A 25,937-nucleotide genomic window follows, 5' to 3' on the forward strand; every position below is an offset into this window, starting at 1 on the left:
AATGAGCGACACTGCTCAGAGGTTTGTTGCAATCATTGCAACGGTTCGGGTTATCGCTCTAGCGCAGGCGACGGCCTCCGCGACACGACCAAATGGGAATGGGTTGGAGAATAATAAACTGCGGACGAGGAGTGATCATGGTGACGAGAAGTGTCAACAAGTTCCGCATGTGTTTATCCTCCAGAAGCGAACCAACTTAACCAAAAAGCCCCTCCCGATTGGGAGGGGCTTGAGTTCTTTTGAACTACCCGCGAGGCTTGTTAGCCCCTCCCACATAAAAGTGACCGCGTAATAACGACGATTACGAGGCTAAGGAGGTTGCTAATAATAATAAACGCGGGACGATTGCTCATTTGGTAGTTTCCTACAAAAGTTATTTGTGCAGAGTATACACATCCAGCGATACTCTGTCAAGTTGGATTTTTGAGTAGTTTACTTAACTTCTTCTAGTTCCCCATGCCAACTGGCAGTTTAGCGCCCGATGATATGGCGACATGGAACAAATTCATCGATCTCATGGGTTTGTAATGCTTTACAAACGTTATCGACATGCGCTCTAAGCTCGACATGGTTATACGATCGAAGTCTATCCAACGGTAATTCTTGTAGGAGCACGCCCATATCCGCCCGTATGCCACGAATTTGCGCGAGATGGCTTTGGTTTTCGCTAAGATTATTGCCAAAACTACTGCTAATATTACCCAATACAATTGCATAACCATTGAACATTGAACCTAAACCTATACCATATTCTGAGCTAGATTGATGGGTCGCTAGATATCTATCATAGAGCAACGGTGTTTGATTTTGACTCTGCAACATGGCGATTGTATTATTTAGGATTGCTTTACTTCGTTCAATTTCATTATTACTAACCGCCGCCTCTAAATCCTGAAGCTGACGAGAAAAAACAGCCCACTGATTATACATATCAGCAGCAACAATGCTTTCAAAACCTCGTTGTTGAGCTGCTTGATCCTTTTGGTGCTGTAATTTATTGTAAATCACAATTGATTGGATTAATGCAAGCGTAAGCAGTATGAAAAAACCATATTTGTAGTAGCGCATTGCCAAAACCCCTCTAAATCTGTGGCTTATCTAGGATTAAAGACACTCTTTGTTAATAATGCTTGGTACTCTAAATGTATCATCGGTATCTCTGAAATCGGTAAGAACCGATTAAAATATTAATTATTATGCTTTGATTGCTGCCATGGTTTTGCAATAGACCAAACATAGAGTGTGGTTGCGGTTGAAATGAGCGTAACAATTCTCCAGCCAACCAGATTACTACCGTGATCGCCACTTTCCATAAAGCTTAATAAAAATAGATTCAGTAACAGCAAGCAGAGAGCACCAATTTCTAAGCTGAGTGTTGGATACACCCTGCGCCAAATAAAGGGATTGAGCAGCAATAAGCCGATTGGCAGCCAAATGAACGAGACATAATTTAATTGATAGCGAGAGTCTTCATGTCACCAACCCATAATTTGCTCGGCAGTAAAGATAATGAAGTGAACAGCCAATGAATAGAGCCCAATATTGGCCAAATACAGATACTTTCTTAGCTTGCTCGGCTGCGATTTGCTGGCTTTCGGTACCTTGTACATCTACTGCTCCTCATTGATCAATTGAGTTGATTATTGAAGCACAATATTAAAGACGGTATTTGGGCTGCCAGGCCGTTGCTCAAAATAGTAGACCGTATCAGTATAATCGACAGTAACCTGCACCATGAACGGTTGTGGATAGGTGCTGGTGAATTCGCCAATCGAATACTCTTTACATCCCTTCTCATCGGCTCTCGCCATAGCCGATGTAAGAACTTGGCCATCATCAAGCTGAATTGCAAAGCGAAATTCTTGATTTTCGATCGGCTGCTGTTGACCATCCAACAAACACACTGTTATATCGGTACTGGGTGCTCCATGCGTTTCCGCTTGGTTGCTACATGCAACAAGGAGTAACAGCATGAGCATAGCGAATTTTTGAGCTTGGCGACGCATACACTTCTCCCTATGGTTTCTAGTTTAGGCACATTAACGCTTCTACGAGTTATTTACAAACCCCTTCATATTGCTCTTCGGTCAGGATAATTGTTTTTTTTGCATCAACATCGGTGATCATTCCACACCAGCTGGCAATTGCTTGGTGGATTTCAGCAATATCGCCCTTTCGCAACATAATTTCTGGTACTTGTTTGGCAAATGTTTTAATATCATCATGCAATTGTTGCAACCGAGCACGATTAGCTGCACTCACTGAGCCTTCGGTTTCAATTGCACCCCGAACTTGACCTATTTGAGCCGAATAGTGGCCAAACAAGCGGACAAAACCAATTGCGTCAGTTGATGTTAGACTCAAATTCCACCAAGGCTTGATTGGAAAATCCAAAGCAGCGTTATAGTTATACATAAATTGAGTTGATGATCGACAGTGAATCTGAGCTTTTGAAAGATAGGTCAGAACATGAACCTGATTCTGGTTATCAACCGCCTGCAAGCCAGAATTAAGCTCTTCAACACAATAGTACCAACTGAACCATAACGATTGAGCTGTCGTGAGAATTTGATTTCGCTGACGGTGTTCGATTACCTGCAACTTATGATTAATGGTGTAGCTATAAAAGCTGAGCACTAAACAGCTAATGCCTAAGAATGCCATTAGCCAACGTTGAAAGGGTTTCATTGCTTCTCTCCATTTAATATTTGGTGGATGGATGCCATAGTGTCGCTCAATGCCAGTTTAGGCACATTAACTGTGCAGGGGTTATTTACAAACTCCCAGATATTCATCTTCAATCAGGCTCGGTATTTTTTTGGCAGCGACATCGGTGACCGTGCCACACCAGCTAGCAATTGCTTGCTGAATTTGGGCAATATCGCCATTTTGCAGCATGGTGTCTGATACTTGTTGGGTAAATGTTTCAATTTCCGAATGTAGCCGTTCGATTTGCGCACGGCTCGTTGCACTCACTGAGCCTTCTGTTTGAACAGCATAGTGGATTGTAGATATTTGGATCGAATAATCTGTAAATAAAACCATAAATCCAAGCGATTTTGCTGGGTTTTGCTGTGTGGTATTCCACCATAATTGAGCTGGAGACTCCAAGCTTAGTACATAGCTGTGTTTCAAGCTGCTTGAGGATTGACAATAAATTTGAGCATTTGAAAAGTGGTCTAAGACCTCTGCTTGATTCTGGTTATCAACCGCCCGCAAAACTTGCTTAAGGCTATTAGCACAGTTGTCCCAACTCAACCATAACATTTTCCCGATGAGAGAAGTTTGTGCCTGCTGAAGTTGCTTGCTGCTTTGCAAATTTTGATTGATGGTGTAGCTATAAACGCTGAGCACTAAACAGCCAAGCGTTAAGGCTGCGATTAGCCAACGGTGAAATGGTTTCATTGCTTCTCTCTCCATGCTAAAAACTATTGATTTGAATCAATGATGATGGTTTGTTCGATTTGTTTGCCCTGCTGCAGTGTAACCGTTAAGCTTGTGCTTATATCACGCATTGAATCGGTATCATAATCAAACGTTGATTCAGTTGCGATTACAACTACGTCTCGCGACCAATGCTCCGGTGCACCTTGGATTATTATCCTTCCGCCAACGAACCCTTGATTATCGGTTTTGCTAACGCTAAATGGCGTTGGTTCGTCGCTCCAACGCAGGCTAACCATAGCTGCTAAGATGGGCTTTTGTTGCGGGTCAACGATTTGAAATCGATAGCTTGGGGCTTGGGGTTGCTGTGCGCCACAGCCTGCAAATACCACAATGCTAAGCCAAACCCAGATGGTGGCTCGCAAAAACAGTTTGAAACGAAGCATAATCTTCTCCCTTTGCTCCGAATAAGATCAATGACTGTACGGTTAATCTTCAATTTGGGTGCAAATGCTGAAGCAAGCTTGAAATTAATCTGATGATCGCATCCTACCCGCTTCATCTCATGCGGTTAGGTTGATTATAACGTAGGTTGGGCTACCAAACTAGGCTTGAGCGTGGGACATTTGGCTCAACTGTTGGTTAGGGCGTGGGGGATGTTCGGGCAGATGCAAGGTAAAGGTCGAGCCAAGGCCCAAACGGCTATCAAGCTCGATCGTGCCACCCAAGGCTTTGGCTAGGCGCAAACCAACTGCTAAGCCCAACCCAGTACCTTCGTATTGGCGGGTTGCCGAGGAATCGGCCTGCACAAACGGTTCAAAAATGCGCTCGAATTGTTCATAGGCGATGCCAATCCCAGTATCGCGAATGGCGATTTCGAGCCAGCCACCAGTAGCATGTTGCAAGCGCTGCACCGAGATGCTGATCAAGCCAGCGTGGGTGAATTTAATCGCATTATCCAGCAGATGGTAGATGATCATGCGTAGTTTATGATCATCGGTCACCACCGAACCCCAGTTTGGGCTGCCCAACAATTGGATCGTGTTTTTGTTGTCTTGGGCTTTGGTTTGGAGTTGGTCGCTGACGCTGCCAATGGCCAGAGCCAAATCGATCGTTTCATGCTCCAAGCGCACAACTTCTGCATCAAGATCGGTAATCGTCAACACGCCATCGATGAGGCTGAGCAAGCGATCGCTAGCGCTGCGAATGCGCGTCATATCCATTGCCAATTCGGGCATGCTGCGATCGATCAAATCTTCGTAGATCATTTCGCTATAGCCAACAATCGCGTTGAGCGGCGTGCGCAATTCGTGGCTGACGGTCGATAGAAAGGTGCTTTTGGCGCGGTTGGCGGCTTCGGCTTGATCTTTAGCGCTGAGCAATAAGTTTTCAAAATGGCGTTGTTCGGTAATATCGCGCACCGCTGCGACCCGCACCACGCGGTTGCTATAGGGCAGATTTGTGCCTAAAACTAAGGCGATGAAGGTGCTGCCATCTTTGCGCAAGGCCGTCACCTCGTAGGGATCGCCATCTTTATATTTGGTCATGGCTTTTTGCAACGATTGAGGCTCGACAAATTCACGCAGCGAGTGGCCGAGAATCTCATCGCGATGATAGCCAAACATCTCGCCAAAGCGCTCGTTGGCATCCATCACCACGCCTTCATCTTGCAGCACCACGCCTTCGGAGGTTGCTTCGGCCAAGGCGCGAAAACGCTCCTCGCTCATTTTGATTTGAATTAATGCTTCTTGCAGTTCATATTTATAGGTGCTTTCTTGCATGCGCAGGGCAATCAGGCCGCGAACAGTGCGCAGGCGAATCGCTAGAATTGTGGCAGCGGCAATCGTGGCGCTGACCAACATAAAAATAAAATGCATGGTTAATGGCGAGCTTGGCAATGAGCTAATTGCCGCGATCCAAGCCAGCAAGGTTGCGCCAATGCCGACAATAAACCAGTTCCACGAGAGCAACAAACAGCCAGTGCCAATCAAAATAAAGGCAATATTGGTGCTTTGGTGAATCTCGCCGCTGAGCCAAATATGCAAAATGCTATTGAAGCCCGCAACAACAATAAACAGCGTTGCCAGCGGATGGGCGAATTCGGCGGATGGCCGCCAGTGTTGCAAGCGCCACCACCAAAAAGCAAAAAAGAGCACACTCACCAAGGCAACAATCACCATTGGCAGCTTAATCGGGGTTGGCAGCACCAAGGCATGGGCGATGCTAAATAACAAATATAAAAAACCCAAGCCTGTTACGGTTGGGCGGAGAGCAAACGCAACCTCAACATTGAGGGCTGATTGAAGCTTGGTTGAAGCAGCTGATTCTGCTACTGGTTGGTCGCTCATAGTGTTCTCAAATAGCTGAATTGATCGTTTAATCTAACTTGCCCATTAACAAGCAGCCTAAAGCGCCAACCTTACGAGCATGCTTACGCTTGCGCTATTCTTTATTAAATTTTTACTTCTTAGCATTACTAGGCTGGTGTTTAAAGCGCCTAAACAAACACCAGCGATCAACATTGATCGCTGGTGTTTGGTGTGTGTGAAGGAGTGACTAGCGTTAAGCGGCGACTTTTGCCAGTTCTGGTTGGTTATTTTGGGCTGCCGCAGCGTGAGCGGCCTTGGAAATAACGTGCCAGAAGGCTGATTGTTGATCTTCCCAGTTGGCGAGAATTTCGTTGGCCAAGACACTGCCCGTAAGTGCCGCGTGGCGTTCGATCAGTTCGCGCAAATGGTCGGCGACCAATGGCGATGCAACCCGTTCGGCAATCACCATTTCGTCGTTGAGGCGGCCAAGGAAGCGTTGGCTGGGGTCGTAGACAAAGGCTTGACCACCGCTCATGCCTGCACCAAAGTTGTTGCCAGTGCTACCGAGCACCACCACCGTGCCGCCCGTCATATATTCGCAGCCGTGCTCGCCAATGCCTTCGATAATGGCAACTGCGCCACTATTGCGCACCGCGAAGCGCTCGCCGGCGCGACCTGCTGCATACAAGCTGCCACTGGTTGCCCCATACAACGCGGTGTTGCCAAGAATTGTGGCTTCGTGGGCCAAGAATTGGGCATTTGGTCGTGGTTTGATTACGACATCGCCGCCAGCCAAGCCTTTGCCAACATAATCGTTCGCATCGCCAACGAGGTTGAGTTGCATGCCACGAGTGGCGAAGGCGGCAAAGCTTTGGCCTGCACTGCCAGTAAAGTTCATGGTCACGTGGCCAGTATTTTTGAGCAGCGCCAATTCGCCTGCCAAGGTGATGCCCGTTGAGCGATCTTCGTTGGTGATTTCGGCGTTGATAATCACTTCTTGACCAGCTTTGGCGCTTGGCAAGGCACTATCGACCAAAAATTGATTCAGCCGATCGATGCCGACCAACTGCGGCATACCGTTGTAGCGGCGTGGGCCTGCGTTGGCCAAGCCCAACAATGGGCTAAGATCAAGCGCATCGTGGTCGGGGTTATTGGTTTGGCGTTGGCGCAATAATTCGACGCGGCCAATAATTTCGTTCAGGCTGCGAGCGCCAAGTTGGGCCAGCAATTCGCGCACTTCTTGGGCGATAAACTGCATAAAGGCCATGACGTGCTCTGGTTTGCCGGGGAATTTAGCGCGTAAATCAGGGCGCTGGGTGGCAATCCCAACTGGACAAGTGTTGTTGTGGCAGGCGCGAGCCATCACACAACCTTCGGCAATCAGCGCTGAGGTGCCGAAGGAATATTCATCTGCACCAAGCAAGGCGGCCATAACCACGTCGCGACCAGTGCGCAAGCCACCATCGGCCCGTACTCGCACGCGATCGCGCAGTTGGTTGATCATCAGGGTTTGTTGGGTTTCGGCTAAGCCAATTTCCCACGGAATGCCAACGTTTTTGATTGATGACAACGGAGAAGCGCCAGTGCCACCCGAATTGCCACTAATCAACACCACATCAGCGCCGCCTTTGACCACGCCAGCCGCAATTGTGCCAACACCCATTTCTGAAACGAGCTTGACCGAAACCGCAGCAGTGGGGTTGATGCTGCGCATGTCGTAAATCAACTGGGCCAAATCCTCAATTGAATAGATGTCGTGGTGTGGTGGCGGCGAAATCAAGGTTACGCCGGGCGTGGTGTGGCGGGTGCGCGCAATGTCTTCGGTGACTTTGTTGCCTGGAATTTGGCCACCCTCGCCTGGCTTGGAGCCTTGGGCCATTTTGATTTGCAGTTCACGGGCGTGCATCAAGTAGCTTGGGGTGACCCCGAAGCGGCCTGAGGCAATTTGCTTGATAGCGCTGACCTTTTCGGTGCCAAAGCGCGCTGGATCTTCGCCGCCTTCGCCGCTATTGCTCATGCCGCCAAGGCGATTCATAGCGACTGCCAAGGTTTCGTGGGCTTCGGCGCTCAACGAACCATAGGAGATTGCGGCGGTCGAGAAGCGCTTGACAATCGTTTCGATTGATTCGACTTGATCAATTGCAATTGGCTCCGTTGCCACAAAATCGAGCAAATCGCGGGGATCTGAGGGTTGGCGTTGGTTGAGCAAATCGCTATATTCGCGATAGGTTGCATAGCCAGCTTCGAAATCTGCACCATTATCGACGGCGGCGCGCACGGCTTTTTGCAGGGCATGGACAACCGCTGGCTGGAAGGCATGATATTCGCCATCCTTGCGGAATTTGTACAAGCCTGGGTGGCTGAGCGCTGGTTTTTCCAAGCCAAACGCTTGGGCATGGCGTTTGTAGCTTTCGCGGCCTAAGCGCTGCCAATCTGCTCCGCCAAACCGTGAAGGCGTGCCAGTCAGACAGCGGGCAATGACTGCATCGCTGAGGCCAATCGCCTCGAAAATTTGCGCTCCGCAGTAGCTATCGACGGTCGAAATACCCATTTTCGACATCACTTTGAGCAAGCCTTTTTCCAACGAATGCACGTAGTTGTCTTCTGCTTGATCGGCGGTGATTGGCGTGCGTGAGCGTTCTTTGGCAATTTCGCGAATCGTGGCGATGGCAACGTAGGGGTTGACGGCTTCAGCGCCGTAGCCAACCAAGACTGCAACATGATGCACTTCGTGAGCCTCGCCAGTTTCGACAATCAACGAACAGGTTGAGCGCCGCCCAGTCCGAATCAGATGATGGTGAACTGCGCCGAGCGCCAAGACCGTTGGAATTGCGATTCGTTGTGGGGCAACTTCACGGTCGCTCAACACAAGGATTGTTGCACCACTATCCAAGGCGCGGTCGGCGCTGCTACACAAATCATCGAGCGCATGTTCGATCCATTGAGCATCGTCGGTGACGGGGAAGGTGGTATCTAAGGTTGCAGTGCCAAAGCTGCGATCGGGGCAAGCGCGCAACGCTGCCAGCTCGATATTGCGCAAAATTGGGCTAGCCAAGGCAATTTGGTGAGCTTGGTCGGGCCGTTCGATCAAAATATTGTGGCGTGGCCCTAAGCGAATCGACAACGACATGACCAATTGTTCGCGTAGTGGGTCGATTGGCGGGTTGGTTACTTCGGCAAAGCGTTGTTTAAGGTAGCCATAGACTGGGCGAGCAAGGTTCGAGAAGACTGCCATTGGAGTATCGTCGCCCATCGAGCCAATTGGTTCAGCGCCTTCGCGACCCATTGGCTTGAGCACCATTGCCAAGTTTTCGTCGGTATAGCCAAAGGCTGCTTGCAAACGCAATAAATCGTCGGCGTTGAGTTCAACATCGGCTTCGTTGTAGGCGGCAACCAGCTCGGCCAAATCGACGCTCTTGTTTTGCAGCCATTGGCCGTAGGGCTGGCGGGCAGCAAACATCGCTTTAATCGCCGTGTTATCCAGCAATTGGCCTTTAATCAGATCAACGGCGATCATTTGGCCTGGGCCAAGCCGACCCTTGCGAATAATCCGATCTTCATCGACTGGCGTTGCGCCAACTTCGCTGCCCACGACCACTAAACCATCATCGGTGACGATATAGCGGGCTGGGCGCAAGCCGTTGCGATCTAAGGCCGAGCCAACAATTTTGCCATCGCAGAAGGTCATGGCGGCGGGGCCGTCCCATGCTTCCATCAAATTGGCGTGCCATTGGTAAAAATCGCGCACATCTTGCGGGAGATCATCGATATGTTCCCACGCTTCAGGCATCATCATCAACAACGAATGGCGCACATCGCGGCCAGCGCGCACCAACAGCTCTAGCACATTATCGAACTGAGCTGAATCGCTGCCACGTTCGTCGACAATTGGCGCAAGTTCGCGCACATTGCCAAGCAACGGGCTGGAAAGATGGGCTTCGCGTGCTCGCATCCAGTTCACATTGCCAGCCAAGGTGTTGATTTCGCCGTTGTGGCTGACGACGCGAAAGGGTTGGGCGCGGCTCCAGGTTGGCATGGTGTTGGTTGAATAGCGTTGGTGGTAGACCGCAGCGCTGGCGCTATAGTCGGCATCGGCCAAATCGGGGTAGAACAAGGCCAAGCGACTTGGCAGCATCAAGCCTTTATAGACAATTGTGCGACAAGAAAGTGAAGGAATGTAGAGGTCGATGTTCTCGGCGAGGGCGGTGCGTTCGGCGCGGCGGCGGGCGCGGTAGAGTTCACGTTCAAAGCTATCGTCGTCCATCGTGGCTGGACGATCGACCCAAACTTGCTCAATCTGGGGACAAATATCGCGGGCAATCGGGCCAAGTTGCTCACGATCAAGCGGTACTTCACGCCAACCAAGCGGTCGTAAGCCTCGCCAGACAAGCGCATCGTCGATTAGTTCGCGGGCGCGTTCGGTATTGGTGGTTGGTAGAAAGATCATGCCAACCGCAATCCGCTGCGGGTTAGCCAAAATCCGGCGAGCAGCTAATTCACGAGCCATAAATGCGCGTGGAATGCTCGTTAAGAGGCCAGCGCCATCACCTGTCAGACCGTCGGCGGCAATCCCACCGCGATGGGTCAGACTGCCAAGCGCCGCGAGGGCTAAGCTCACTGTTGCATGAGTTGGTTTTCCATCAATTCGAGCGACAAAGCCAATGCCACATGCATCATGTTCAAAGCGTGGGTCATACAACAGGCGGTTCATGCGAGGTCTCCTTTCGCGCAGGGAGTTGGCAAATACGCGACGGCGTTAGCAACGCTGCCCTATACCATGGCGCATTTTCAGGTAGCACAAAGAAACGTTGGGTAAACCACCAGCGTCATCGCTGCGGGAGAGCCTTCATTGGTGCATTCTGCGTCGTTGCAGGAGGGGAAACCTAGTTCGTCAGGTTGACGAGTTGAGTTTTTTGGTTGGGCAAAAAGTTGGCGAACAATTGGATTTAGACCAGAGGTGTGTTAAATCAGAGTTAAAGCCATTCTATGTTAATTTGTGCAATGTGTCAATTGGCTTTTGGGTAAACTGCATAACACACTGCGTCATTGTGGTATGCAATTTGCTTGACATGTGTATAGGGGCGTGTTAATCTGTTCGCTACAATCAGCAGACATGGATCGCGACACAACAGCGCAATGCCGCTAGAAACGAGGGTCATTATGGACCTCGCACCTCATATGCCTAGTTCTTATAATGATGATGCTACTCATAGCGAGAGCACCAAACACATCACAGCCACTCCCGCTAGTTCGCCGCAAGTGCACGAAAGCGAAGCGCTCATCAGCCGCATGCGTACCTATTGGCCGCTTGATGAGTTTCAGCTGATCGAACGGGCCTGGGATGTAGCCAAAGAAGCTCACGCCCCGCAAGTGCGCAAATCGGGCGAGCCATATTTTTTGCATCCGGTGCAAGTGGCCCATATTTTGGTCGATATGAAGCTCGACCCCGAATCGGTTGCAGCAGCGCTTTTGCACGATGTGGTTGAAGATACGCCAATTACGCTCGATCAAATTCGCACCGATTTTGGCCGCGAAGTCGCGCATATCGTCGATGGCGTAACCAAATTGAGCAAGCTCGAAGCCAAAAGCATCGAAGAAGCCCAAGCCATCACCTATCGCAAGATGTTTATTGCGATGGCCGATGATCCGCGCGTGGTGCTCATCAAGCTGGCCGACCGCTTGCACAATATGCGTACGCTTGGCGCAATGCGCCCAGACAAGCAGCAACGCATCGCCCGCGAAACCCTTGAAGTCTATGCGCCACTCGCTCATCGACTGGGGATTTGGCAGTTCAAGTGGGAGCTAGAAGACCTTTCGTTTCGCTATATGAACCCAGAAAAGTATAGCGAAATTGGTCGCCAACTCAACTTGCGCCGCGAAACCCGCGAACGGATCGTCCAACGGGTCATCGCCCGCCTCAAACAAATTCTTGATCGCGATAACATTAAAGCTGAAGTAACTGGCCGCCCCAAACATATCTATTCGATTGCGCGCAAAATGGAGCGCAAGGGTGTTAGCCTTGATCAAATTTACGATCAATTGGCTGTGCGGGTCATGGTCACAACCGTCGATGAATGCTACCGTGTGTTGGGCCTTGTCCACTCGACTTGGATTCCAATTATGAGCGAATTCGACGATTATATTGCTGTTCCCAAAGAGAGCATGTATCGTTCGCTGCATACAACTGTGGTGATTCCAGGTGAGCAGCCGTGTGAAGTGCAAATTCGCACTTACGAAATGCACGAAGTCTCAGAATATGGGATTGCAGCACACTGGCGCTATAAAGAAGGCTTTGGCAACCGCAACGATCAATCATTTGAAACCAAATTGGCTTGGTTGCGTTCAGCAATCAACGGCCAGCGCGACCTTGATCCGACCGAGTTTTTCGAGTCGGTCAAAGAAGATGTGCTGCGCGATCAGGTGTTTGTGCTGACTCCCAAGGGCAAGATTATTGATTTGCCTAAAGGCTCAACCCCGATTGATTTTGCCTATCGGATTCACTCCGAGGTCGGCAATCGCTGTATTGGCGCACGAGTCAACAACAAGCCAGTGCCGCTGTATTATCAATTGCAACACGGCGAAATTATCGATGTTGTGACCAGCAAAGTGCCGCGCGGCCCTTCGCGCGATTGGCTCGAGTATGTTAAATCGAATGGTGCGCGTACCCATATCAAACGCTGGTTCCGTCGCCAAGAAAACGATGTAAACATCACTGCTGGCCGCGAATTAATCGAAAAAGAACTCAAGCGCTTGGGCGTGCGCCCAACCATGGAAGATCTGATTCGTGCTAACGCCATGAAAAATAGCGAAGATTTTCTGGCGGCAATTGGCAATGGCGATCTCTCGCCACGCCAAGCAATTCAGCGCGTCATCAGCGATAAAGGCGCTGAGGAAGAGCCATTGGCGGCGATTCCCACGATTGCCCCACCATCTAAGCCGGTCAAACCTGGCACCATTACCGTGCGCGGTGAGGCCGATGTCTATACTCGAATCGCTCATTGCTGTAATCCGGTTTATCCTGAGGCGGTCATTGGCTATACAACCCGTGGCCATGGCATTACCGTTCATCGCATGGATTGTTATAACGTTTTGCATGAACGCAACCGCGAACGTTTGATCGATGTTGAATGGGGTGGAGCGACTGAAAAACAATCGTATCCTGTACCAATTCGCATCGAAGCATGGGATCGGGTTGGCCTCTGGCGCGACGTGACCAATGCGATTGCTGATGGCAACATCAACATTCAAGCAGTTCAGCAATTGGATAACAAACATCATGGGCGAGCAACCTTGCTGGCGACCATCCGCATCGAGAGCATCGATCAACTTAGTCGCATTTTGGATAAACTCAATCGGGTCAAGGATGTGATCGAAGCTCGCCGCGAAAATACCGTGGCTGGCACGATGATTGGCTAACCAAAGAACACAGAACATAGAGCAAAGAACATAGAGCATAATTTTTGCTTGGTTCTTTGCTCTATTTTAGTTTAAGCACTATCCTAGGGCTGATGGCTGTTTTGGCACGAGTTGATCAAGCAACGACCATGAGTTTTGGTCTCGTTCAGGTCAACCGGATCGGTTTCTGATCACGCTTACGACGAGGTGACCGATGATCTCATAGCTCACGAACACGATCCACCCGCTCGATATGCTGCCACCTTGGTGCATGCCGATGGGCGATTGTGACCGCGCGAGCCGTTGCCTTCTTCTATTCTTGGGTGCTGACGGCCTTGATCTGGCCGTCTAGCCGCGCGCTATGAGGACACATGGGTATGGCACTCCTTCGATCAATCAATCTCGCCGTGGCCTTTCTGTTGGAACTGTGTATGCTGGCGGCACTCGGCTATTGGGGCTTCACTACGATCCAGGGCTGGCCCAGGATTGTGCTTGGTCTGGCTGCTCCGTTGCTGGCTGCGGTCGTGTGGGGGATATTCCTAGCGCCCAAAGCAGCCCGCCCGCTCGATCCCGTGCTGACGTTCTGGCTCAAGGGAGCCATGCTTAGCCTAGGCGCGGTGGCATTAGTGATGGCCAACCGACCTAGGCTAGCAGTCGGTTTTGCCATAGCCGTGGCGATTAACATGCTGCTGCTGTGGCTCTGGCGTGAGTGATGGCGCAATCGCTCGCCAGGATGGGCGATGACTGCATGCTTTTGATGTTGGTGCAGCCTACCCAGAATTGAAGGAGCGCGGATTGGCTCACGGGGCGGATAGCTCAAATGCTCCGCCCTGTCATCGTCATTAAACCTCAGGTTGCAATAGCTTCAGCTGCTGCTCCCAAAGCTGCGCTGCAATCACATCCGAGGCGCGGCGCTGCCACTTATAAAACGTATCTTCATCAATATCGGCTAGCCAACTCAACACGCTCGCATCTATCAAGGGATCGCTTAACCCTCGCCGCAGCCAATCGATCGCGGTTTTGCGGTTGATCTCGCGCACATAGGGCAGATACAGCACGTTGTACCAGCGCCATGCATCGCCAGCACCCAAGCTTGGGCTGGCATCAGGCCGCAATTGCTCAATCGCTTGCAGCAACAGTTCGCGGGTGATTGCGCTGCGATTCAAGCGATTATCTTCTAGCTCTTTGGCTTGTAAATGATTGCTCACCAAGGCACTGCTCAACAATGAATTTTGGGCGAGTTGCACTGGATTTTTCAAGCCGCTAATTGCCCGCCGCACTGCATCGTTCCAGGTTTTATCGGGCTTGGCAGCAACAATTGTTGGTGCAGGCGTTGGCGTGGGTGTCGAGGCCAACGCAACGGCAAATTCGCGCGATTGGCTACGAGCTGCTTGCTCAGCACGCGAGAAAAATAAACGATCAAGCCAGCGTCGCCCGCGATCAAGCCCCGTGTGGCTGATAATTACACAAGCGAGAAGCAAGGCCAATTGGCTTGGTCGCAACAGATCAAGAATATTGACGCTAACCAAATACAGCAGCGCCAAAATGCTCATTTCACAAAAGCTATAAATCAAATCGCGCAGCACATTTTGGCCTTGCAGCAACAAGCCAAATCGCACCAAACTAAAGCCGCTAATCAATAAGCCAGCAAAAATCGGCACATAGCCATACAATATCGACCATGTGCCAGCGCTAATTAGCCGCGCCAATAACATGCTTGTACCAAGCAGAAAGCATAAGGCTCCAAGCACTAAGCTGGCCAAACTGCGCCGCGCAATGCCTGTTTCGGCAATCCGCCAACTTGCGACCAAATGCCAAAGTGCCGCGCTCACACAGCCCATCACATAGGCACTATAGATGGGGTAGGCTTGGCCAGTGCCGATAATTTGGCTGCCGCTGGCGAGCATCACTGGCTCTGCATAATTCAACAGACTATTGCTGAAGCTGCCTAGCCCAATCATGAGCACGCCAATAATGCCTGTTAGCCACCGTTCGGGCATGGCGATCTTGACGATGCTTGGCTGCAAAGTTTGATGGATAAGGCTACAAACCATCAGCCAAGCGCTCATTGGCAGCACTGAACTCCACCAAAACCCACGTTCAAGCACAATCAATTGGGCAATATTCAGGGCCTCGCCGCCGATGATGCCTGAGCCAAAAAAGCCAATTAATCCCAACAAACTAACATTGATTGCCCAAAAAAGCTTTGAATGGTGGTGGGTACGTGTGGCGATAAACAACGCTAGCCACAGGGCAACTCCAAATCCAAATAAATGTGCTTCGACCATCAACAGTTCTCCCTTGGTCTCGCTGCATTTCGTGCCATGAATAGTGCTATTATGCGTTATTTTTGGCGCTTGCCAACTAGCTGCCCAATTGAGCAGGCGTAATCTACAGTAATTGCCAGTAGCGCCACTGGTTCGGCCAGTCAAATTAAGCCATACTGAAGGCGAAAGAAATGGCTGGTTCAGCTAAGCGCAAAATGCTGATAGAGGTTAGCTGTATTGGTACATTGGATGAACAACAAGCAGCATTCCCTCACCCCCCAGCCCCCTCTCCCACTGAACGCGGGCGAGGGGGAGCATCGGTTTTCACGAAGGAATTGGGGGTGAACCACGGCGTTAAAGCCCCTCGCCCGCGCCACGGGAGAGGGGTTGGGGTGAGGGGGGCAGACAATGGTTAACGTGATGTACCAGCACAGTTAGCAGCAACGAGAACACATAAACCTTCATCAAAGGAGCAAGTTATGCAGTGGTTCAAGCGTTCTTGGCGCAAGCTTTTGGGCATTATCGTTGGCCTGTTGGCGATTGGTGTGATTTGGTTTTTGACGACCGATAATGTAACAATTTGGCCAATTCGTAATACCTTGCGCTACCAATTTGATCAATGGCGCGCCGATGGTCAAAGCGCGAGCCAACAACCAGCCGATCGTAGCATTACCGGCTGTATTCGCGATGCCCAGCAGCAACCAATCGTTGGGGCAATTGTGGCAGTCAGCGAGCGCAATGGTAAACTCCATCGGGCTAGCAGCGATAATCAAGGCTGTTACACGCTCGCCAATCTGCCAGCAAACACCTATCGCTTGTTGGTTACTGCACCAAGCTATCGCGATGATGTGAGTGCGGTTGATCTGCGCAGTAGCTCAATTCAGCACAATTTGCAACTTGCCCCAGCAATTGCTGCTAGTTTTGCACCAGTCGAAAAGCTACACATTGGCGCAACCAGTGTGGTCAGCCGCACCACGCCCTATCCAACCCAAGCCTTACGCCAACAAGTGCAGGTCTGGGGCGATAATGGCGAGCAGCAATTAACCTTGCTCTATCGGCCAATTACCACCACAACCAATCCATTGCCCTTGATGCTCGCGGTGTATCCCGGGCCTGCAGATGAATGGGAGAGCGTCAGCATTCCCTTGGCCGAGCGTGGCTATAGTGTGTTAGCGGTTGGCCCAGCCTACAGCCTCGACCTCGAAGCCGATATTGCCGATCTCAAACGCCTGTTGGCCTTGGCCCGCGGAGGCTCGTTTGTGGGAGTTGATGGCAGCCGCGTGGCGATTATGGCAGGCAGTTATAGCAGCCTGCATGTGTTGCGCTTGCTGCAAGATGATGTTGGTTTCACTGGCGTGGTGTTGCTCGGGCCAATTAGCGATTTGTTTGCCATGCGCGAGAATTTTGTGGCCGGAACGTTCATGCCGCCGTTTGGGCTTGATCAAGCCCTGATTGCCTTGGGCTATCCCGATGAGCAAATTCAGCGCTATGCAACCTATTCGGCTCAATTGCACCCACGGGCCGATTTGCCGCCGATTTTGTTGCTGCATAGTCGCACCGATGAAGTTGTGCCAGCCAGCCAATCAGAATTTTTGGCTGAGCAATGGCGTGGCTTAGGTGTTGAGGTCGAAAGCTATTTTTTCGATGGCATGTCGCATTATTTGCAGGCAGTTGATCGCTCACCAGAGCTTGATGAGCTCTATCGAATTACCCTCGATTTTCTAGCTCGCGTCAATTAGTTAGAAGGATGAAGGATGAGGGATGAGGGATGAAGAACAGAGAGCATAGACCATAGAACATAGGGCTTGGGGAGCGGAAATTTAACGCAGAGGCGCAGAGATTCCATGGCTATAGGCTATTGGCTGTTGGCTATGAGAAATTAATAATCTGAGCCAATCTGAGCCAATCTGTGGCTAAAAAAACCTCGCCTTCGTGGTTCCGTGCTTCGTGGCCCTTCGTGTCCTTCGTGGATCAATTTTTTAACGCAGAGGCGTAGAGAAATCATGGCTTTTGGCTGTAAGCTATGGGCTATCGGAACATTATTCGTGTAATTCGTGCAATTCGTGGCTAAAATAAGGAATGAGGGATAAAAAGAACAAAGATCATAGAACATAACCAAAGCCCATAGCCCATAGCCCATAGCCAATTTCACGAACCTTGTTCGCGTTGCAAGCTGGTGGGAAATTCGGGCAATGGATTGCCAGCGCGTTTGGCCAAAACCCGTTCATAAATTGCTTCGATCTGGCGCGCAGCTAACTCCCACGAGTGTTCGTTGACTGCCCGAGTGCGCACTGTTTGCGCCAAATTATGCCGCCGCTCGGGATTATCGATTAATCCCAGAATTTCGTCGGCCAGCGATTGGGCATCGCCAAACTTGGCATACACTCCTGCATCGCCCAAAATTTCGTGGCTGACTGGTGTATCAAAGGTGATCACAGGCAAGCCAACCGCCATATAATTGGGAATTTTGCCAGCACCTTCGGTGGCCGACATTTTGGGCGCAACCGCTACATCGCCCAAGGCAAGGTAGGCATGAGCATCTTTATACAAAATGCGGCCTGGCATGGTCACAATATCACGTACCCCAAGCGATTCGGCCAAGGCCAAATATGAGCGCACATCGGGGTATCCCATAATCAAGAAATGCACATCATCGCGTTGCTGGCGAATAATCTGGGCTGCTTCAAGCAACACATTCGTGCCTTGATAGGCTGCGAGCAAGCCAAGATAGGCCACAATTTTGCGGCCTGCTGGAATCCCAAGCTCGCTGCGAATTCGTTCGCGCTCAATCGCCCACTCTGCTGAGCCATCGAAGGGCCGGAAGCGGTCGGTATTGACGCTATCAGGCACGGTGTAGAGCCGCTCTGCTGGAAATTGCCAATCGTCGCGTAGCATATTGGCTGCATTAAAGGAGCTGGTCAGTACCGCATCGGCAGTCCGATTAATTTTATCTTCAAGCCAGTGAAATGGCTTATAAAACATGCCATCGCGTTTAAGAAAGCCATGATCAAGCATTTCGGCGGTGAGGCTGCCTTGATAATCGAACACCAAGGGAACCTTGAACATACGTGAAAGTACGCTGCCAATTAAGGCCGATTCGTGAATATGAGCATGGATCAAATCGGGCTTGATTTCCATAGCAACGCGTAAGGCTCGCCATGAAAGCGCCACATCCAAATACATTTTATGATGCGAAGCCCCGACCATCGTGCGCTTGACCCATGGTACGTCCCATGAGCGGCGAATTTCAAAGCCTGGCATATTATCGCCATTATGGTAGGTTGCAATCACAATGCGATGACCTAATTTTTGCAGGGCGCGGGTTTCTTCCCAAATGCGAACATGTGCGCCGTAATCAGCAAAAAATGAGGTTGAGGCAATGCTCAGGATGGTGTAACCCATGCACGAAACTCCTTTAAGGTCAGGGCTATTCTAACGCATCTGTTCAGGAGGGCAAGTTTTGCTGCGCCGCACAAAAAAAGCGCCGCTAGAACCAAAGCTAGCAGCGCTTGATGAAGTGTATCTGTACGTTGAGTTTAGCTAAAGAGTGCGCTCAATGAAAGGTCTTTGTGAATCCGAATGATTGCTTCTGCAAACAACGAAGCCACCGAAATTTGGGCAATCCGCGCTGCGTTGGCTTCTGGTGGCAAGGGAATTGTGTCGGTAACCAATACTTCTTCCATCACCGAATCGCCAAGCAATTCGACTGCATTGCCAGCAAAGATGCCGTGAGTTGCACAGGCCACAACGCTAATTGCGCCCCGTTCTTTGAGGGTTTTGGCTGCTTCGGCCAAGGTTCCCCCAGTTGAAATCATATCGTCGAAAATCACTGCGTGCTTGCCTGCAACGTCGCCGACCATTTCGACAACTTCGGAAACATCGGGCGCTGGGCGTTGTTTGGCGATAATGGCCAAACTTGCGCCGATGCGTTCGCGGAATTTATTGGCCCGACCCACGCCGCCAGCATCTGGCGAAACCACCACGACATTTTTCATGTTGCGGCTGCGGAAGTGGTCGGCAATCAATGGCCCAGCTTGCAAATGATCAACTGGAATATCGAAAAAGCCCTCGATTGCTGGCGCATGTAAATCCATGGTCAGCACCCGATCGGCTCCAGCAGTAGCAATCAAGTTGGCGATCAATTTCGCTGAGATTGGCTCACGCCCAGTGGTTTTCTTCTCTTGCTTGGCATAGCCATAGTAAGGAATAACCGCTGTTACCCGTTGAGCCGAAGCTCGGCGTAGGGCATCGATCATCAACAATAACTCCATGAGGTGATGATCAACTGGCGTAGTTAAGGATTGTACGATGAATACATCGGAGCCACGCACGTTTTCTTCAAGCTGCACGCGAGTTTCGCCATTCTTGAAAACGCCGACAATCGCCCGACCGAGATTCAAATTGAGATGCGATGCGATACTGCGAGCTAACGGGATGTTGGCATTACCCGTAAAAATCTGCAATCGCCCGTCCATTCGATGCCCCCCAAGTTAGTAATTGGTCAAATTGAAAAACCCAAACCTACTCGTTCTCGCTCTGCTCAAGCTTGCGGTGGCGAATGACGCGGGCTGGCATACCCACGGCAACGCCGCCATCAGGTATATCTTTGGTCACAACCGAACCGGCTCCGGTAATTGCGCCCTCGCCAATTTTGACTGGCGCACGCAACATCGAATCGGAGCCAATAAAAGCGTTCGCGCCAATTTCGGTGCGATGCTTCTTGCCATCAGCAGTAAAATTGCAGGTAATTGTGCCTGCGCCGATATTAACATTCTCGCCGATTGTGGCATCGCCAATATAGGAAAAATGGCCCATTTTCGTACCAGGGCCAAGGGTTGCGTTTTTCACCTCGCCGAAGTTGCCCATGTGGACATGCTCCATCAGGTGCGCTCCCCTGCGCAGGTGACCATATGGCCCAATGTTGGCTCCCAATTCCATCCGTGCCTGCTCAACGACGGAATAGCTAATTTTGCAATGCTCGCCAATCTGCGAATCTTCAATCAAGCTGTTTGGCCCAATCGTACAATTGGCCCCAATTGTGGTGCGGCCTTTGAGCATCGTGCCCGGCAGCAGGGTCGTATCCATGCCAATTTGTACATCTTGGTCAACAAAGGTGCTGGCTGGATCAATGATGCTTACGCCTGCTAACATCAGGGCGCGCAGCTTGCGTGCATTCAAAATTGCCCCAACTTGGGCCAACTGAATGCGGTCGTTGACTCCCAACGCTTCGTCGGGGTCACGTAATTGAATAGCAGCTATTGCGCCAGCGCCCTGTTCGCGCAAGCCAATTTCCACCAAATCAGTCAAATAATATTCGCCATTCAGGCTATTGGGCTGCACGTGATCGAGGGCGTTCCAGAGCCAAGCGCCATCGTAGAGCGCCACGCCTTGGTTCACTTCGGTAATGCGGCGTTGTTCGGGGCTGGCGTTGCGTTCTTCGACAATCGCCTGAACTGCGCCATGCTCGTCGCGCACAATTCGGCCATAGCCAGTTGGCGGATCAGCTTGGAAGGTTACGATTGCGGCCTTGGCATTGCTCGTGCGGCGCACTGCCAGCAATTCGAGCAGCGATTCATGGCGCATCAACGGATCAGCGCCATATAACACCAGCACTTCATCGACCTTGCCTTCAAGTTCGGCGCGTGCTTGAGCCACCGCATGGCCAGTGCCAAGCCGTTCATGTTGCACCACATAGCGATAGCGATGACCAAAGGCAGCACTAATTGGGGCTAACGTATCTTCGCTCACGACCAATACAATCTGCTGTGCGCCGACCGCATCGGCCAGACGGGTAACATGCTCAACTAATGGCAATCCGGCAACAGGATGTAAAACTTTCGGTAAGCTCGAACGCATGCGCGTTCCCTGACCAGCAGCAAGCACAACCACACCGAGTGTCATAGTTCAAAGCTCCCCATTGCAAAGTAATAGCATAATTTCTATGCAAGGGCTATCTTAGCAGAAAATTGCTGGTACGCGGGCGTTCCTGAGGCCTAGCTATGAGGTAATGTCGTTGAGGTTTAATAACGATTAAGCAGCATGCTCGCCACCACGCCTGCAGCGAGCCATGCCAAAAAATACAAACTTACGGTTGTTGGATGCAGCCCCAACGCTATAATCAGGGCCGCCAAGCCAAGCGTTGCCGCATAGCCAAGCCATACTATCCATGGCCGCCAAATGATTGCAGTAAACCAGCGAATCAGGCCAACCACCAACCAAAAACCGAGGAATAATCCGAGCCACAGCGAATCGAGCAAGGCATACAGCAACAATGGCGCTGCGCCATAGAGCAGGCTACTCACCAGATACTCATGTTTAAGCCGAAACTGCATGGTTAACCTTTATTAGATTATCGAATGGCTGGCTTTTCGGTGTGCAAGAGCTTGCCCGTTGCATCAAAAAACTCGACTTTGCGATAGTTATCCGTGCTTGATTGTTGGTCGATGGCTAAAACTGTAATACTATAGGCTGTGCCGTTGGTTTTAATAGTGTGGGTTTGCCCATTCGATTGATGAATTGTGATCGTTTGCGTTTGTTGTTGCAACTGTTGGTCTTCAATCGAAATACAAAACATATCTTCTGGTGGCAAAGTCGCATAACTTACCAACTCTAGCACTATTACTTGATTTGCAGCAGAGGGATAATAGATACCCTCGTGGGATTGGCTAAAACCTGATTCACTCGAACCACTACTAAAAACACGGCACGTTTTGCCAGTCGGCGTTTGCAGAAAAACAACAGTATTGGTTGCTGTATTAATCGTGTGTAGCAAACTTGCTTGTTCGTTTTGCAACACCTCATCGATCTCCTGTTGATTGAGGAATTTTGATTCAAAGCTACAGCCAACCAAGCTCAATAGAATCAAACCTAAAACCAATCTTCGCCAATTCAGACCCATTTTCTACTCCTTGTATAGCTATTCGTTATTAATCCGAATTATGGATTAATTTCAACTGGCTATTGCATTCTGTCGAATCAAAAATAGACTATCAGCATCGTGACCAAGAATCAGCAAATCCTCGTTATGTTCGATGATAGCTTCGGGCAAAAGCGCGTCATGTCGCCAAATCAGCTGATTGGCGCGATTATCGCGAATGGTTGTAGTGCCGATGTTGCGATATTGCTGGGCCAGTGGCTTGAACATTGCCTGCGCATCGTTGGCGAGAATATAAACAAAATCGTAATCGCTGAACATCTCAGCCCAAATTTCAGCGGCTTGGGCAAATTCTTGATTGTGGTAGCAAAATACGGTTAAGCGCTGCTCGTTGACCATGTGATCAAGCAACTCGGCAGTTGCTCGCACCGAAAGCCAAGGCTGATTTGGTGTGGCTTCCGATTCGGCTAGTTCCCAATCAAGCTGATATTCTGCAACCTGCCAATTGAGTGTTTGCAGTTGCCATGGCTCAATTGAGAGATTATGACCCACAATCCAATCAAAAAATTTCTTAACCATGAGTAGAATCCTTGAATTAATTATGGGCTTGGGATAAGCTTAATGCCTGCTGCGTTGAATGCATCGATCCACGCTTGAGGCTGCTTTGAAACAAAAAAGAAGCCTAGTAACGCACCCTTTGGATAAAGACGATAGTTAATTTCAAAACCTTGCTTGCCAAAAAACAGAAATTCTTTACGTAACTGAATATAACTAATTTGTTCGATTGGAATATGATATTTTGGGTTTACAAAAAAGATCCAAAGGATTTTAATAATAAAGCCTTGTTGATTGAAATTCACGAATGTAGGATTCCGAGCAAAAATAGTATTAATTCGTTCTTGCATGATGTTTATCCTAAGTTTGATTAATCGATAATTTTGATGCCTGCTGCGTTGAATGCATCGATCCATTGTTGAATTTGATTTGAAGCAAAAAATGCGCCAAATAACGCGCCTTTCGGCTGCCTGCGATAGTTAATTTCAAAGCCTTGGCTGCCAAACCAAATCCAACGTTTACGCAACTTAACATAGCTAATTTGCGCGACAGGTATTTCGAATAAAACTCTTGTACCGAGAAAACCTCGATCTTCACCACGTAAAACATGCTGATCAAGCGTTATCAATAAATCATTGTAAATGGTATTGAAGCGTTGACGCTCTTGCATAAATCTCTCCATTCGATACTTATTCCTTTTCTACTTTAATCTGGAGTCTGATAAGTTCAAATGCATCATTGCTCTGAAGCATTTGAGATTTTTCGCTAATGAAATATGCTATTAACGTATCATTTACTGATATACTGCCAGTTCTTGAAAACGATTCTGTATCCATGATATTGTGTTCGCGAATCCGAAATAATAATTCTGCAACATTATCAATTTGTTTGAGTAGCGTTGATTCGCTTTGCTGATTTGCTTCATCAATCAACATAACTATATCGCCATTTTCAAGATTAACCGCCAGAAATTCGATTTTTGCTGGGCTAGTGCTAATTTTCTCCAAGCTTTCGTGGGTGCCGCTATAGGTTTGGGTAAAATGCTGGTTAGCATCAGGCTGGTTTGGATCAAGCACGATAAACTCTGGTGGCAGCACAACCGTTAATGGGCCTTGTTTAAATGTTTGCCAGCCAGGCGGCGGTTCTGCTGGAGCCACTGGCTGAATTGACCAAACATAGGCCATAATCAACGCAAAGATTGCCAGTAAGCCGAAAATAATCCAACGTGCTGTCCGCATCTCAAACCTTCTTTCGTAACCAATCCAATCACTAGACCCCTATCCAATAATCAATTATCGAGGAGTACAATATTCTGACCAATTAATTCAAAAATAGGCTCACTTTGAGAGAATTGTGATTCTTCGCTAAAAACTTGAAATATGATCTCTTTATTGTATTTTCTAGAGCGATCACTCGTAGTAAATACATCCACTGGCTGCTGGTTATGCTTGCGAATATCGATCAGCAAATCGGTAACATCATCAAATTGATCAAAAACAGGGAGATAATTTTTGCTATACGCTTTATCTATAATCGCAATCGTATCGCCATTTTTAGGATTAACCGCCAAAAAATCGATTTTAACCGGATCAGTGGCAATTTTTACCAAGGTTTTATAAGTTCCACTATAGGTCTCGGTAAATTTTTGATTGGCATTAGCCAGCGTTGGATTAAGCACAATATATTCTGGCGGCAACGAAATAATCAAATCAGCTTGTTCGATTGTTTGCCAACCTGCTGGCGGAATTGGCCGTGGCTCTGGCTGATTCAGCCAAATATAAGCCCCAACACTACTTGCGAATACTACCAATAAACCAAGCATAATCCAACGCTGTAAGCTCATGATAAAATCGCTTTCTGATTAAACAACCGTAATAATAAAATTAATTACGAAAAACAGAAGTGCGCTAGCGCTAAGAATGATTTTAGTAGTGCTATTGATTTTCTTCTGCAGAAAATAACTTACTCCCATTAAAATAAACCCGATCCCACCAAAAATTCCATTCCACGATATATTGTTCGCTAAAGTCTGGTAAATGAACACAATTCCCGTAGGGATTAAGAATGCTCCAACAATGAAATTGATTTTGTCGAGCTGCTGCTGATTCATAACCATTCCCTTCAATGCAAATTGAAACTTGCTCATTGTACGTGAAAGTGCCACTAAGGTTGCTATGTAGCTAAGCTTGGAGCCGTTTAAGCGCTTTGCGGGCGGCGCTGGCAACCAAGGCGCGGGTATGAGTTTGCGCCTGATCATGCAATAAATTGACTAAAGCTGGAATCGCTAGCGAATTGTTGAACATGCCCAGTGCCAAAGCCGCCCAATAGCGCAGATTTGGGTTTGGATCGTGCAACAGGGCCAAGGTTGGCGCGAAAGCTTGGTCGCCAAATAAGGCGATTGAATGGGCAACTTGGCTCGGCTTGATCGCAGTTTCACTGCGAATGTAGGCCCAAAGTTGCTTGAAGGCGCTAAAGTCGCCTAATTGACAGAGCGCCAAACCAGCATGCTCGCGCACTTCAACCATAGAATCGTGCAATGCAATGATTAATGCTTGGTTACTGGCAATCTTCTGCAAGCTGGCTCAGGGTTTCAATGCAGGTTACGCGCACCAGCGACGATTCACGCTGATCGGTCACTATTTGCAAAAGCCATGGACGCGCTGGTTCGGCTTTGAGCGCACCCAAGGCGGCAGCAGCACACAAACGTGAGCGTGGTTGTTCGATCAATTGGCTCAAACACCAATCAATCGCGATTGGATCGCCTATTTCGCCAAGGCTACACAAGATGCAATCAAGCAGCCTTTGGTCGTTGATAGTTTGTGCCAGTGCTAATAAGGCTTGTGTTGCTGGTTGCATGTTGCTTGGCGAGTTTAGGCGCGCGCCCCATAAGCCAAGCGAGCGAATCGCATTAAGTTGCACTTGATGATCAGCATCGTTTAATAATTCGACCAAAAGCAGCAAGGCGTTAGGGTTGGTTGAAAAGCGCAAATCGTAGGCAATGGTTTGTCGTTGTTCAACCACAGGATGATGAGCCAGTGCCTGCATTTCGGCAATCGTATAAGTCTCCGAATTATCGATTGAGTTCATCATCATACTCTCTGCTGGGGAAATTGCTAGGGCGAGTATAGCAAAAAGCCTCGACTGCTGGCTCAT

25 protein-coding genes are annotated in these 25,937 nt (G+C 49.4%); 3 read left to right on the top strand and 22 right to left on the bottom strand.

Annotation, left to right across the window (positions count from 1 at the left end):
* Window positions 1–471 precede the first annotated feature (471 nt).
* The 8 genes from C5S61_RS24000 to gltB form a co-directional block, all read right to left on the bottom strand.
* Window positions 472–1,068, bottom strand: coding sequence for a hypothetical protein (locus C5S61_RS24000; RefSeq protein ID WP_110519674.1), 597 nt, complete (start codon window positions 1,066–1,068; stop codon window positions 472–474).
* A gap of 407 nt (window positions 1,069–1,475) precedes the next feature.
* Entirely contained in the window at window positions 1,476–1,610 is a 135-nt protein-coding gene (locus tag C5S61_RS27485; RefSeq protein ID WP_276309118.1) for a hypothetical protein, read from the bottom strand.
* 30 nt (window positions 1,611–1,640) lie between these two features.
* On the bottom strand, window positions 1,641–2,006 hold the full coding sequence (locus C5S61_RS24005; protein ID WP_110519676.1) for a hypothetical protein: 366 nt from the start codon (window positions 2,004–2,006) through the stop codon (window positions 1,641–1,643).
* Window positions 2,007–2,055: 49 nt separating this feature from the next.
* Window positions 2,056–2,688: a hypothetical protein gene (locus tag C5S61_RS24010; RefSeq protein WP_110519678.1), complete on the bottom strand. Its 633-nt coding sequence runs from the start codon at window positions 2,686–2,688 to the stop codon at window positions 2,056–2,058.
* A gap of 81 nt (window positions 2,689–2,769) precedes the next feature.
* Window positions 2,770–3,420, bottom strand: a complete 651-nt coding sequence (locus tag C5S61_RS24015; RefSeq protein WP_124033502.1) for a hypothetical protein — start codon at window positions 3,418–3,420, stop codon at window positions 2,770–2,772.
* 8 nt (window positions 3,421–3,428) lie between these two features.
* Window positions 3,429–3,830 (bottom strand): hypothetical protein, encoded by a 402-nt coding sequence (locus tag C5S61_RS24020; RefSeq protein ID WP_110519682.1) that lies wholly within the window; start codon window positions 3,828–3,830, stop codon window positions 3,429–3,431.
* Between the two features lie 159 nt (window positions 3,831–3,989).
* The gene (locus tag C5S61_RS24025) at window positions 3,990–5,732 is read right to left on the bottom strand and encodes a sensor histidine kinase (protein WP_110519684.1); all 1,743 of its coding nucleotides are present in this window, start codon (window positions 5,730–5,732) and stop codon (window positions 3,990–3,992) included.
* Between the two features lie 214 nt (window positions 5,733–5,946).
* A complete protein-coding gene (gene gltB, locus C5S61_RS24030) occupies window positions 5,947–10,404 on the bottom strand; it encodes a glutamate synthase large subunit (RefSeq protein WP_110519687.1) in 4,458 nt (1,485 codons plus the stop codon).
* 449 nt (window positions 10,405–10,853) lie between these two features.
* Between gltB and C5S61_RS24035 the strand changes: the two genes are divergently transcribed.
* Together C5S61_RS24035 and C5S61_RS24040 are read left to right on the top strand one after the other, a co-directional pair.
* Window positions 10,854–13,109, top strand: a complete 2,256-nt coding sequence (locus C5S61_RS24035) for a RelA/SpoT family protein (protein WP_110519689.1) — start codon at window positions 10,854–10,856, stop codon at window positions 13,107–13,109.
* Between the two features lie 356 nt (window positions 13,110–13,465).
* Complete coding sequence (locus C5S61_RS24040; protein ID WP_164689757.1) at window positions 13,466–13,801, top strand: YrdB family protein; 336 nt, start codon at window positions 13,466–13,468, stop codon at window positions 13,799–13,801.
* Window positions 13,802–13,930: 129 nt separating this feature from the next.
* Here C5S61_RS24040 and C5S61_RS24045 read toward each other — a convergent pair whose 3' ends face one another.
* Window positions 13,931–15,376 (bottom strand): hypothetical protein, encoded by a 1,446-nt coding sequence (locus tag C5S61_RS24045; RefSeq protein ID WP_110519692.1) that lies wholly within the window; start codon window positions 15,374–15,376, stop codon window positions 13,931–13,933.
* Between the two features lie 458 nt (window positions 15,377–15,834).
* On the opposite strand from C5S61_RS24045, the gene C5S61_RS24055 reads away from it, so the two are divergent.
* Window positions 15,835–17,094 (top strand): carboxypeptidase regulatory-like domain-containing protein, encoded by a 1,260-nt coding sequence (locus tag C5S61_RS24055; RefSeq protein WP_110519696.1) that lies wholly within the window; start codon window positions 15,835–15,837, stop codon window positions 17,092–17,094.
* Between the two features lie 409 nt (window positions 17,095–17,503).
* Here the strand turns inward: C5S61_RS24055 and C5S61_RS24060 are convergent, their stop codons facing one another.
* From C5S61_RS24060 to C5S61_RS24120, 13 genes are all read right to left on the bottom strand, one after another.
* Window positions 17,504–18,757 (bottom strand): glycosyltransferase family 4 protein, encoded by a 1,254-nt coding sequence (locus C5S61_RS24060; protein WP_110519698.1) that lies wholly within the window; start codon window positions 18,755–18,757, stop codon window positions 17,504–17,506.
* A gap of 134 nt (window positions 18,758–18,891) precedes the next feature.
* Complete coding sequence (locus C5S61_RS24065; RefSeq protein WP_110519700.1) at window positions 18,892–19,830, bottom strand: ribose-phosphate diphosphokinase; 939 nt, start codon at window positions 19,828–19,830, stop codon at window positions 18,892–18,894.
* Between the two features lie 46 nt (window positions 19,831–19,876).
* Complete coding sequence (gene glmU / locus C5S61_RS24070) at window positions 19,877–21,256, bottom strand: bifunctional UDP-N-acetylglucosamine diphosphorylase/glucosamine-1-phosphate N-acetyltransferase GlmU (RefSeq protein WP_110519702.1); 1,380 nt, start codon at window positions 21,254–21,256, stop codon at window positions 19,877–19,879.
* 119 nt (window positions 21,257–21,375) lie between these two features.
* A complete protein-coding gene (locus tag C5S61_RS24075; RefSeq protein WP_110519704.1) occupies window positions 21,376–21,687 on the bottom strand; it encodes a hypothetical protein in 312 nt (103 codons plus the stop codon).
* A gap of 17 nt (window positions 21,688–21,704) precedes the next feature.
* Window positions 21,705–22,253, bottom strand: a complete 549-nt coding sequence (locus tag C5S61_RS24080; protein WP_110519706.1) for a hypothetical protein — start codon at window positions 22,251–22,253, stop codon at window positions 21,705–21,707.
* A 51-nt stretch (window positions 22,254–22,304) separates the two neighbouring features.
* Window positions 22,305–22,808 (bottom strand): hypothetical protein, encoded by a 504-nt coding sequence (locus C5S61_RS24085; protein ID WP_110519708.1) that lies wholly within the window; start codon window positions 22,806–22,808, stop codon window positions 22,305–22,307.
* A gap of 20 nt (window positions 22,809–22,828) precedes the next feature.
* Complete coding sequence (locus tag C5S61_RS24090) at window positions 22,829–23,134, bottom strand: hypothetical protein (RefSeq protein ID WP_110519710.1); 306 nt, start codon at window positions 23,132–23,134, stop codon at window positions 22,829–22,831.
* Between the two features lie 20 nt (window positions 23,135–23,154).
* Window positions 23,155–23,454, bottom strand: coding sequence for a hypothetical protein (locus C5S61_RS24095; RefSeq protein WP_110519712.1), 300 nt, complete (start codon window positions 23,452–23,454; stop codon window positions 23,155–23,157).
* 19 nt (window positions 23,455–23,473) lie between these two features.
* A complete protein-coding gene (locus tag C5S61_RS24100; RefSeq protein WP_110519714.1) occupies window positions 23,474–24,022 on the bottom strand; it encodes a hypothetical protein in 549 nt (182 codons plus the stop codon).
* A 50-nt stretch (window positions 24,023–24,072) separates the two neighbouring features.
* Window positions 24,073–24,627: a hypothetical protein gene (locus C5S61_RS24105; protein ID WP_110519717.1), complete on the bottom strand. Its 555-nt coding sequence runs from the start codon at window positions 24,625–24,627 to the stop codon at window positions 24,073–24,075.
* Window positions 24,628–24,645: 18 nt separating this feature from the next.
* Complete coding sequence (locus C5S61_RS24110; protein ID WP_110519719.1) at window positions 24,646–24,894, bottom strand: hypothetical protein; 249 nt, start codon at window positions 24,892–24,894, stop codon at window positions 24,646–24,648.
* Between the two features lie 70 nt (window positions 24,895–24,964).
* On the bottom strand, window positions 24,965–25,360 hold the full coding sequence (locus C5S61_RS24115; RefSeq protein WP_124033503.1) for a HEAT repeat domain-containing protein: 396 nt from the start codon (window positions 25,358–25,360) through the stop codon (window positions 24,965–24,967).
* Window positions 25,341–25,877 carry a HEAT repeat domain-containing protein gene (locus C5S61_RS24120; RefSeq protein ID WP_164689758.1) on the bottom strand — a complete coding sequence of 179 codons (537 nt, stop codon included), beginning with the start codon at window positions 25,875–25,877 and terminating at the stop codon, window positions 25,341–25,343. Before C5S61_RS24120 ends, C5S61_RS24115 begins: the two co-directional genes overlap by 20 nt.
* Window positions 25,878–25,937: the final 60 nt, after the last annotated feature.

Origin of the sequence: Herpetosiphon llansteffanensis, from assembly GCF_003205875.1 — a bacterium.
GTDB lineage: Bacteria > Chloroflexota > Chloroflexia > Chloroflexales > Herpetosiphonaceae > Herpetosiphon > Herpetosiphon llansteffanensis.

Bases quoted from the DNA above. Each gene is read 5' to 3' on its own strand.
- C5S61_RS24000 (WP_110519674.1), bottom strand. From the start codon at position 1,068: ATGCGCTACTACAAATATGGTTTTTTCATACTGCTTACGCTTGCATTA.
- C5S61_RS27485 (WP_276309118.1), bottom strand. From the start codon at position 1,610: ATGTACAAGGTACCGAAAGCCAGCAAATCGCAGCCGAGCAAGCTAAGA.
- C5S61_RS24005 (WP_110519676.1), bottom strand. From the start codon at position 2,006: ATGCGTCGCCAAGCTCAAAAATTCGCTATGCTCATGCTGTTACTCCTT.
- C5S61_RS24010 (WP_110519678.1), bottom strand. From the start codon at position 2,688: ATGAAACCCTTTCAACGTTGGCTAATGGCATTCTTAGGCATTAGCTGT.
- C5S61_RS24015 (WP_124033502.1), bottom strand. From the start codon at position 3,420: ATGGAGAGAGAAGCAATGAAACCATTTCACCGTTGGCTAATCGCAGCC.
- C5S61_RS24020 (WP_110519682.1), bottom strand. From the start codon at position 3,830: ATGCTTCGTTTCAAACTGTTTTTGCGAGCCACCATCTGGGTTTGGCTT.
- C5S61_RS24025 (WP_110519684.1), bottom strand. From the start codon at position 5,732: ATGAGCGACCAACCAGTAGCAGAATCAGCTGCTTCAACCAAGCTTCAA.
- gltB (WP_110519687.1), bottom strand. From the start codon at position 10,404: ATGAACCGCCTGTTGTATGACCCACGCTTTGAACATGATGCATGTGGC.
- C5S61_RS24035 (WP_110519689.1), top strand. From the start codon at position 10,854: ATGGACCTCGCACCTCATATGCCTAGTTCTTATAATGATGATGCTACT.
- C5S61_RS24040 (WP_164689757.1), top strand. From the start codon at position 13,466: ATGGCACTCCTTCGATCAATCAATCTCGCCGTGGCCTTTCTGTTGGAA.
- C5S61_RS24045 (WP_110519692.1), bottom strand. From the start codon at position 15,376: ATGGTCGAAGCACATTTATTTGGATTTGGAGTTGCCCTGTGGCTAGCG.
- C5S61_RS24055 (WP_110519696.1), top strand. From the start codon at position 15,835: ATGCAGTGGTTCAAGCGTTCTTGGCGCAAGCTTTTGGGCATTATCGTT.
- C5S61_RS24060 (WP_110519698.1), bottom strand. From the start codon at position 18,757: ATGGGTTACACCATCCTGAGCATTGCCTCAACCTCATTTTTTGCTGAT.
- C5S61_RS24065 (WP_110519700.1), bottom strand. From the start codon at position 19,830: ATGGACGGGCGATTGCAGATTTTTACGGGTAATGCCAACATCCCGTTA.
- glmU (WP_110519702.1), bottom strand. From the start codon at position 21,256: ATGACACTCGGTGTGGTTGTGCTTGCTGCTGGTCAGGGAACGCGCATG.
- C5S61_RS24075 (WP_110519704.1), bottom strand. From the start codon at position 21,687: ATGCAGTTTCGGCTTAAACATGAGTATCTGGTGAGTAGCCTGCTCTAT.
- C5S61_RS24080 (WP_110519706.1), bottom strand. From the start codon at position 22,253: ATGGGTCTGAATTGGCGAAGATTGGTTTTAGGTTTGATTCTATTGAGC.
- C5S61_RS24085 (WP_110519708.1), bottom strand. From the start codon at position 22,808: ATGGTTAAGAAATTTTTTGATTGGATTGTGGGTCATAATCTCTCAATT.
- C5S61_RS24090 (WP_110519710.1), bottom strand. From the start codon at position 23,134: ATGCAAGAACGAATTAATACTATTTTTGCTCGGAATCCTACATTCGTG.
- C5S61_RS24095 (WP_110519712.1), bottom strand. From the start codon at position 23,454: ATGCAAGAGCGTCAACGCTTCAATACCATTTACAATGATTTATTGATA.
- C5S61_RS24100 (WP_110519714.1), bottom strand. From the start codon at position 24,022: ATGCGGACAGCACGTTGGATTATTTTCGGCTTACTGGCAATCTTTGCG.
- C5S61_RS24105 (WP_110519717.1), bottom strand. From the start codon at position 24,627: ATGAGCTTACAGCGTTGGATTATGCTTGGTTTATTGGTAGTATTCGCA.
- C5S61_RS24110 (WP_110519719.1), bottom strand. From the start codon at position 24,894: ATGAATCAGCAGCAGCTCGACAAAATCAATTTCATTGTTGGAGCATTC.
- C5S61_RS24120 (WP_164689758.1), bottom strand. From the start codon at position 25,877: ATGATGATGAACTCAATCGATAATTCGGAGACTTATACGATTGCCGAA.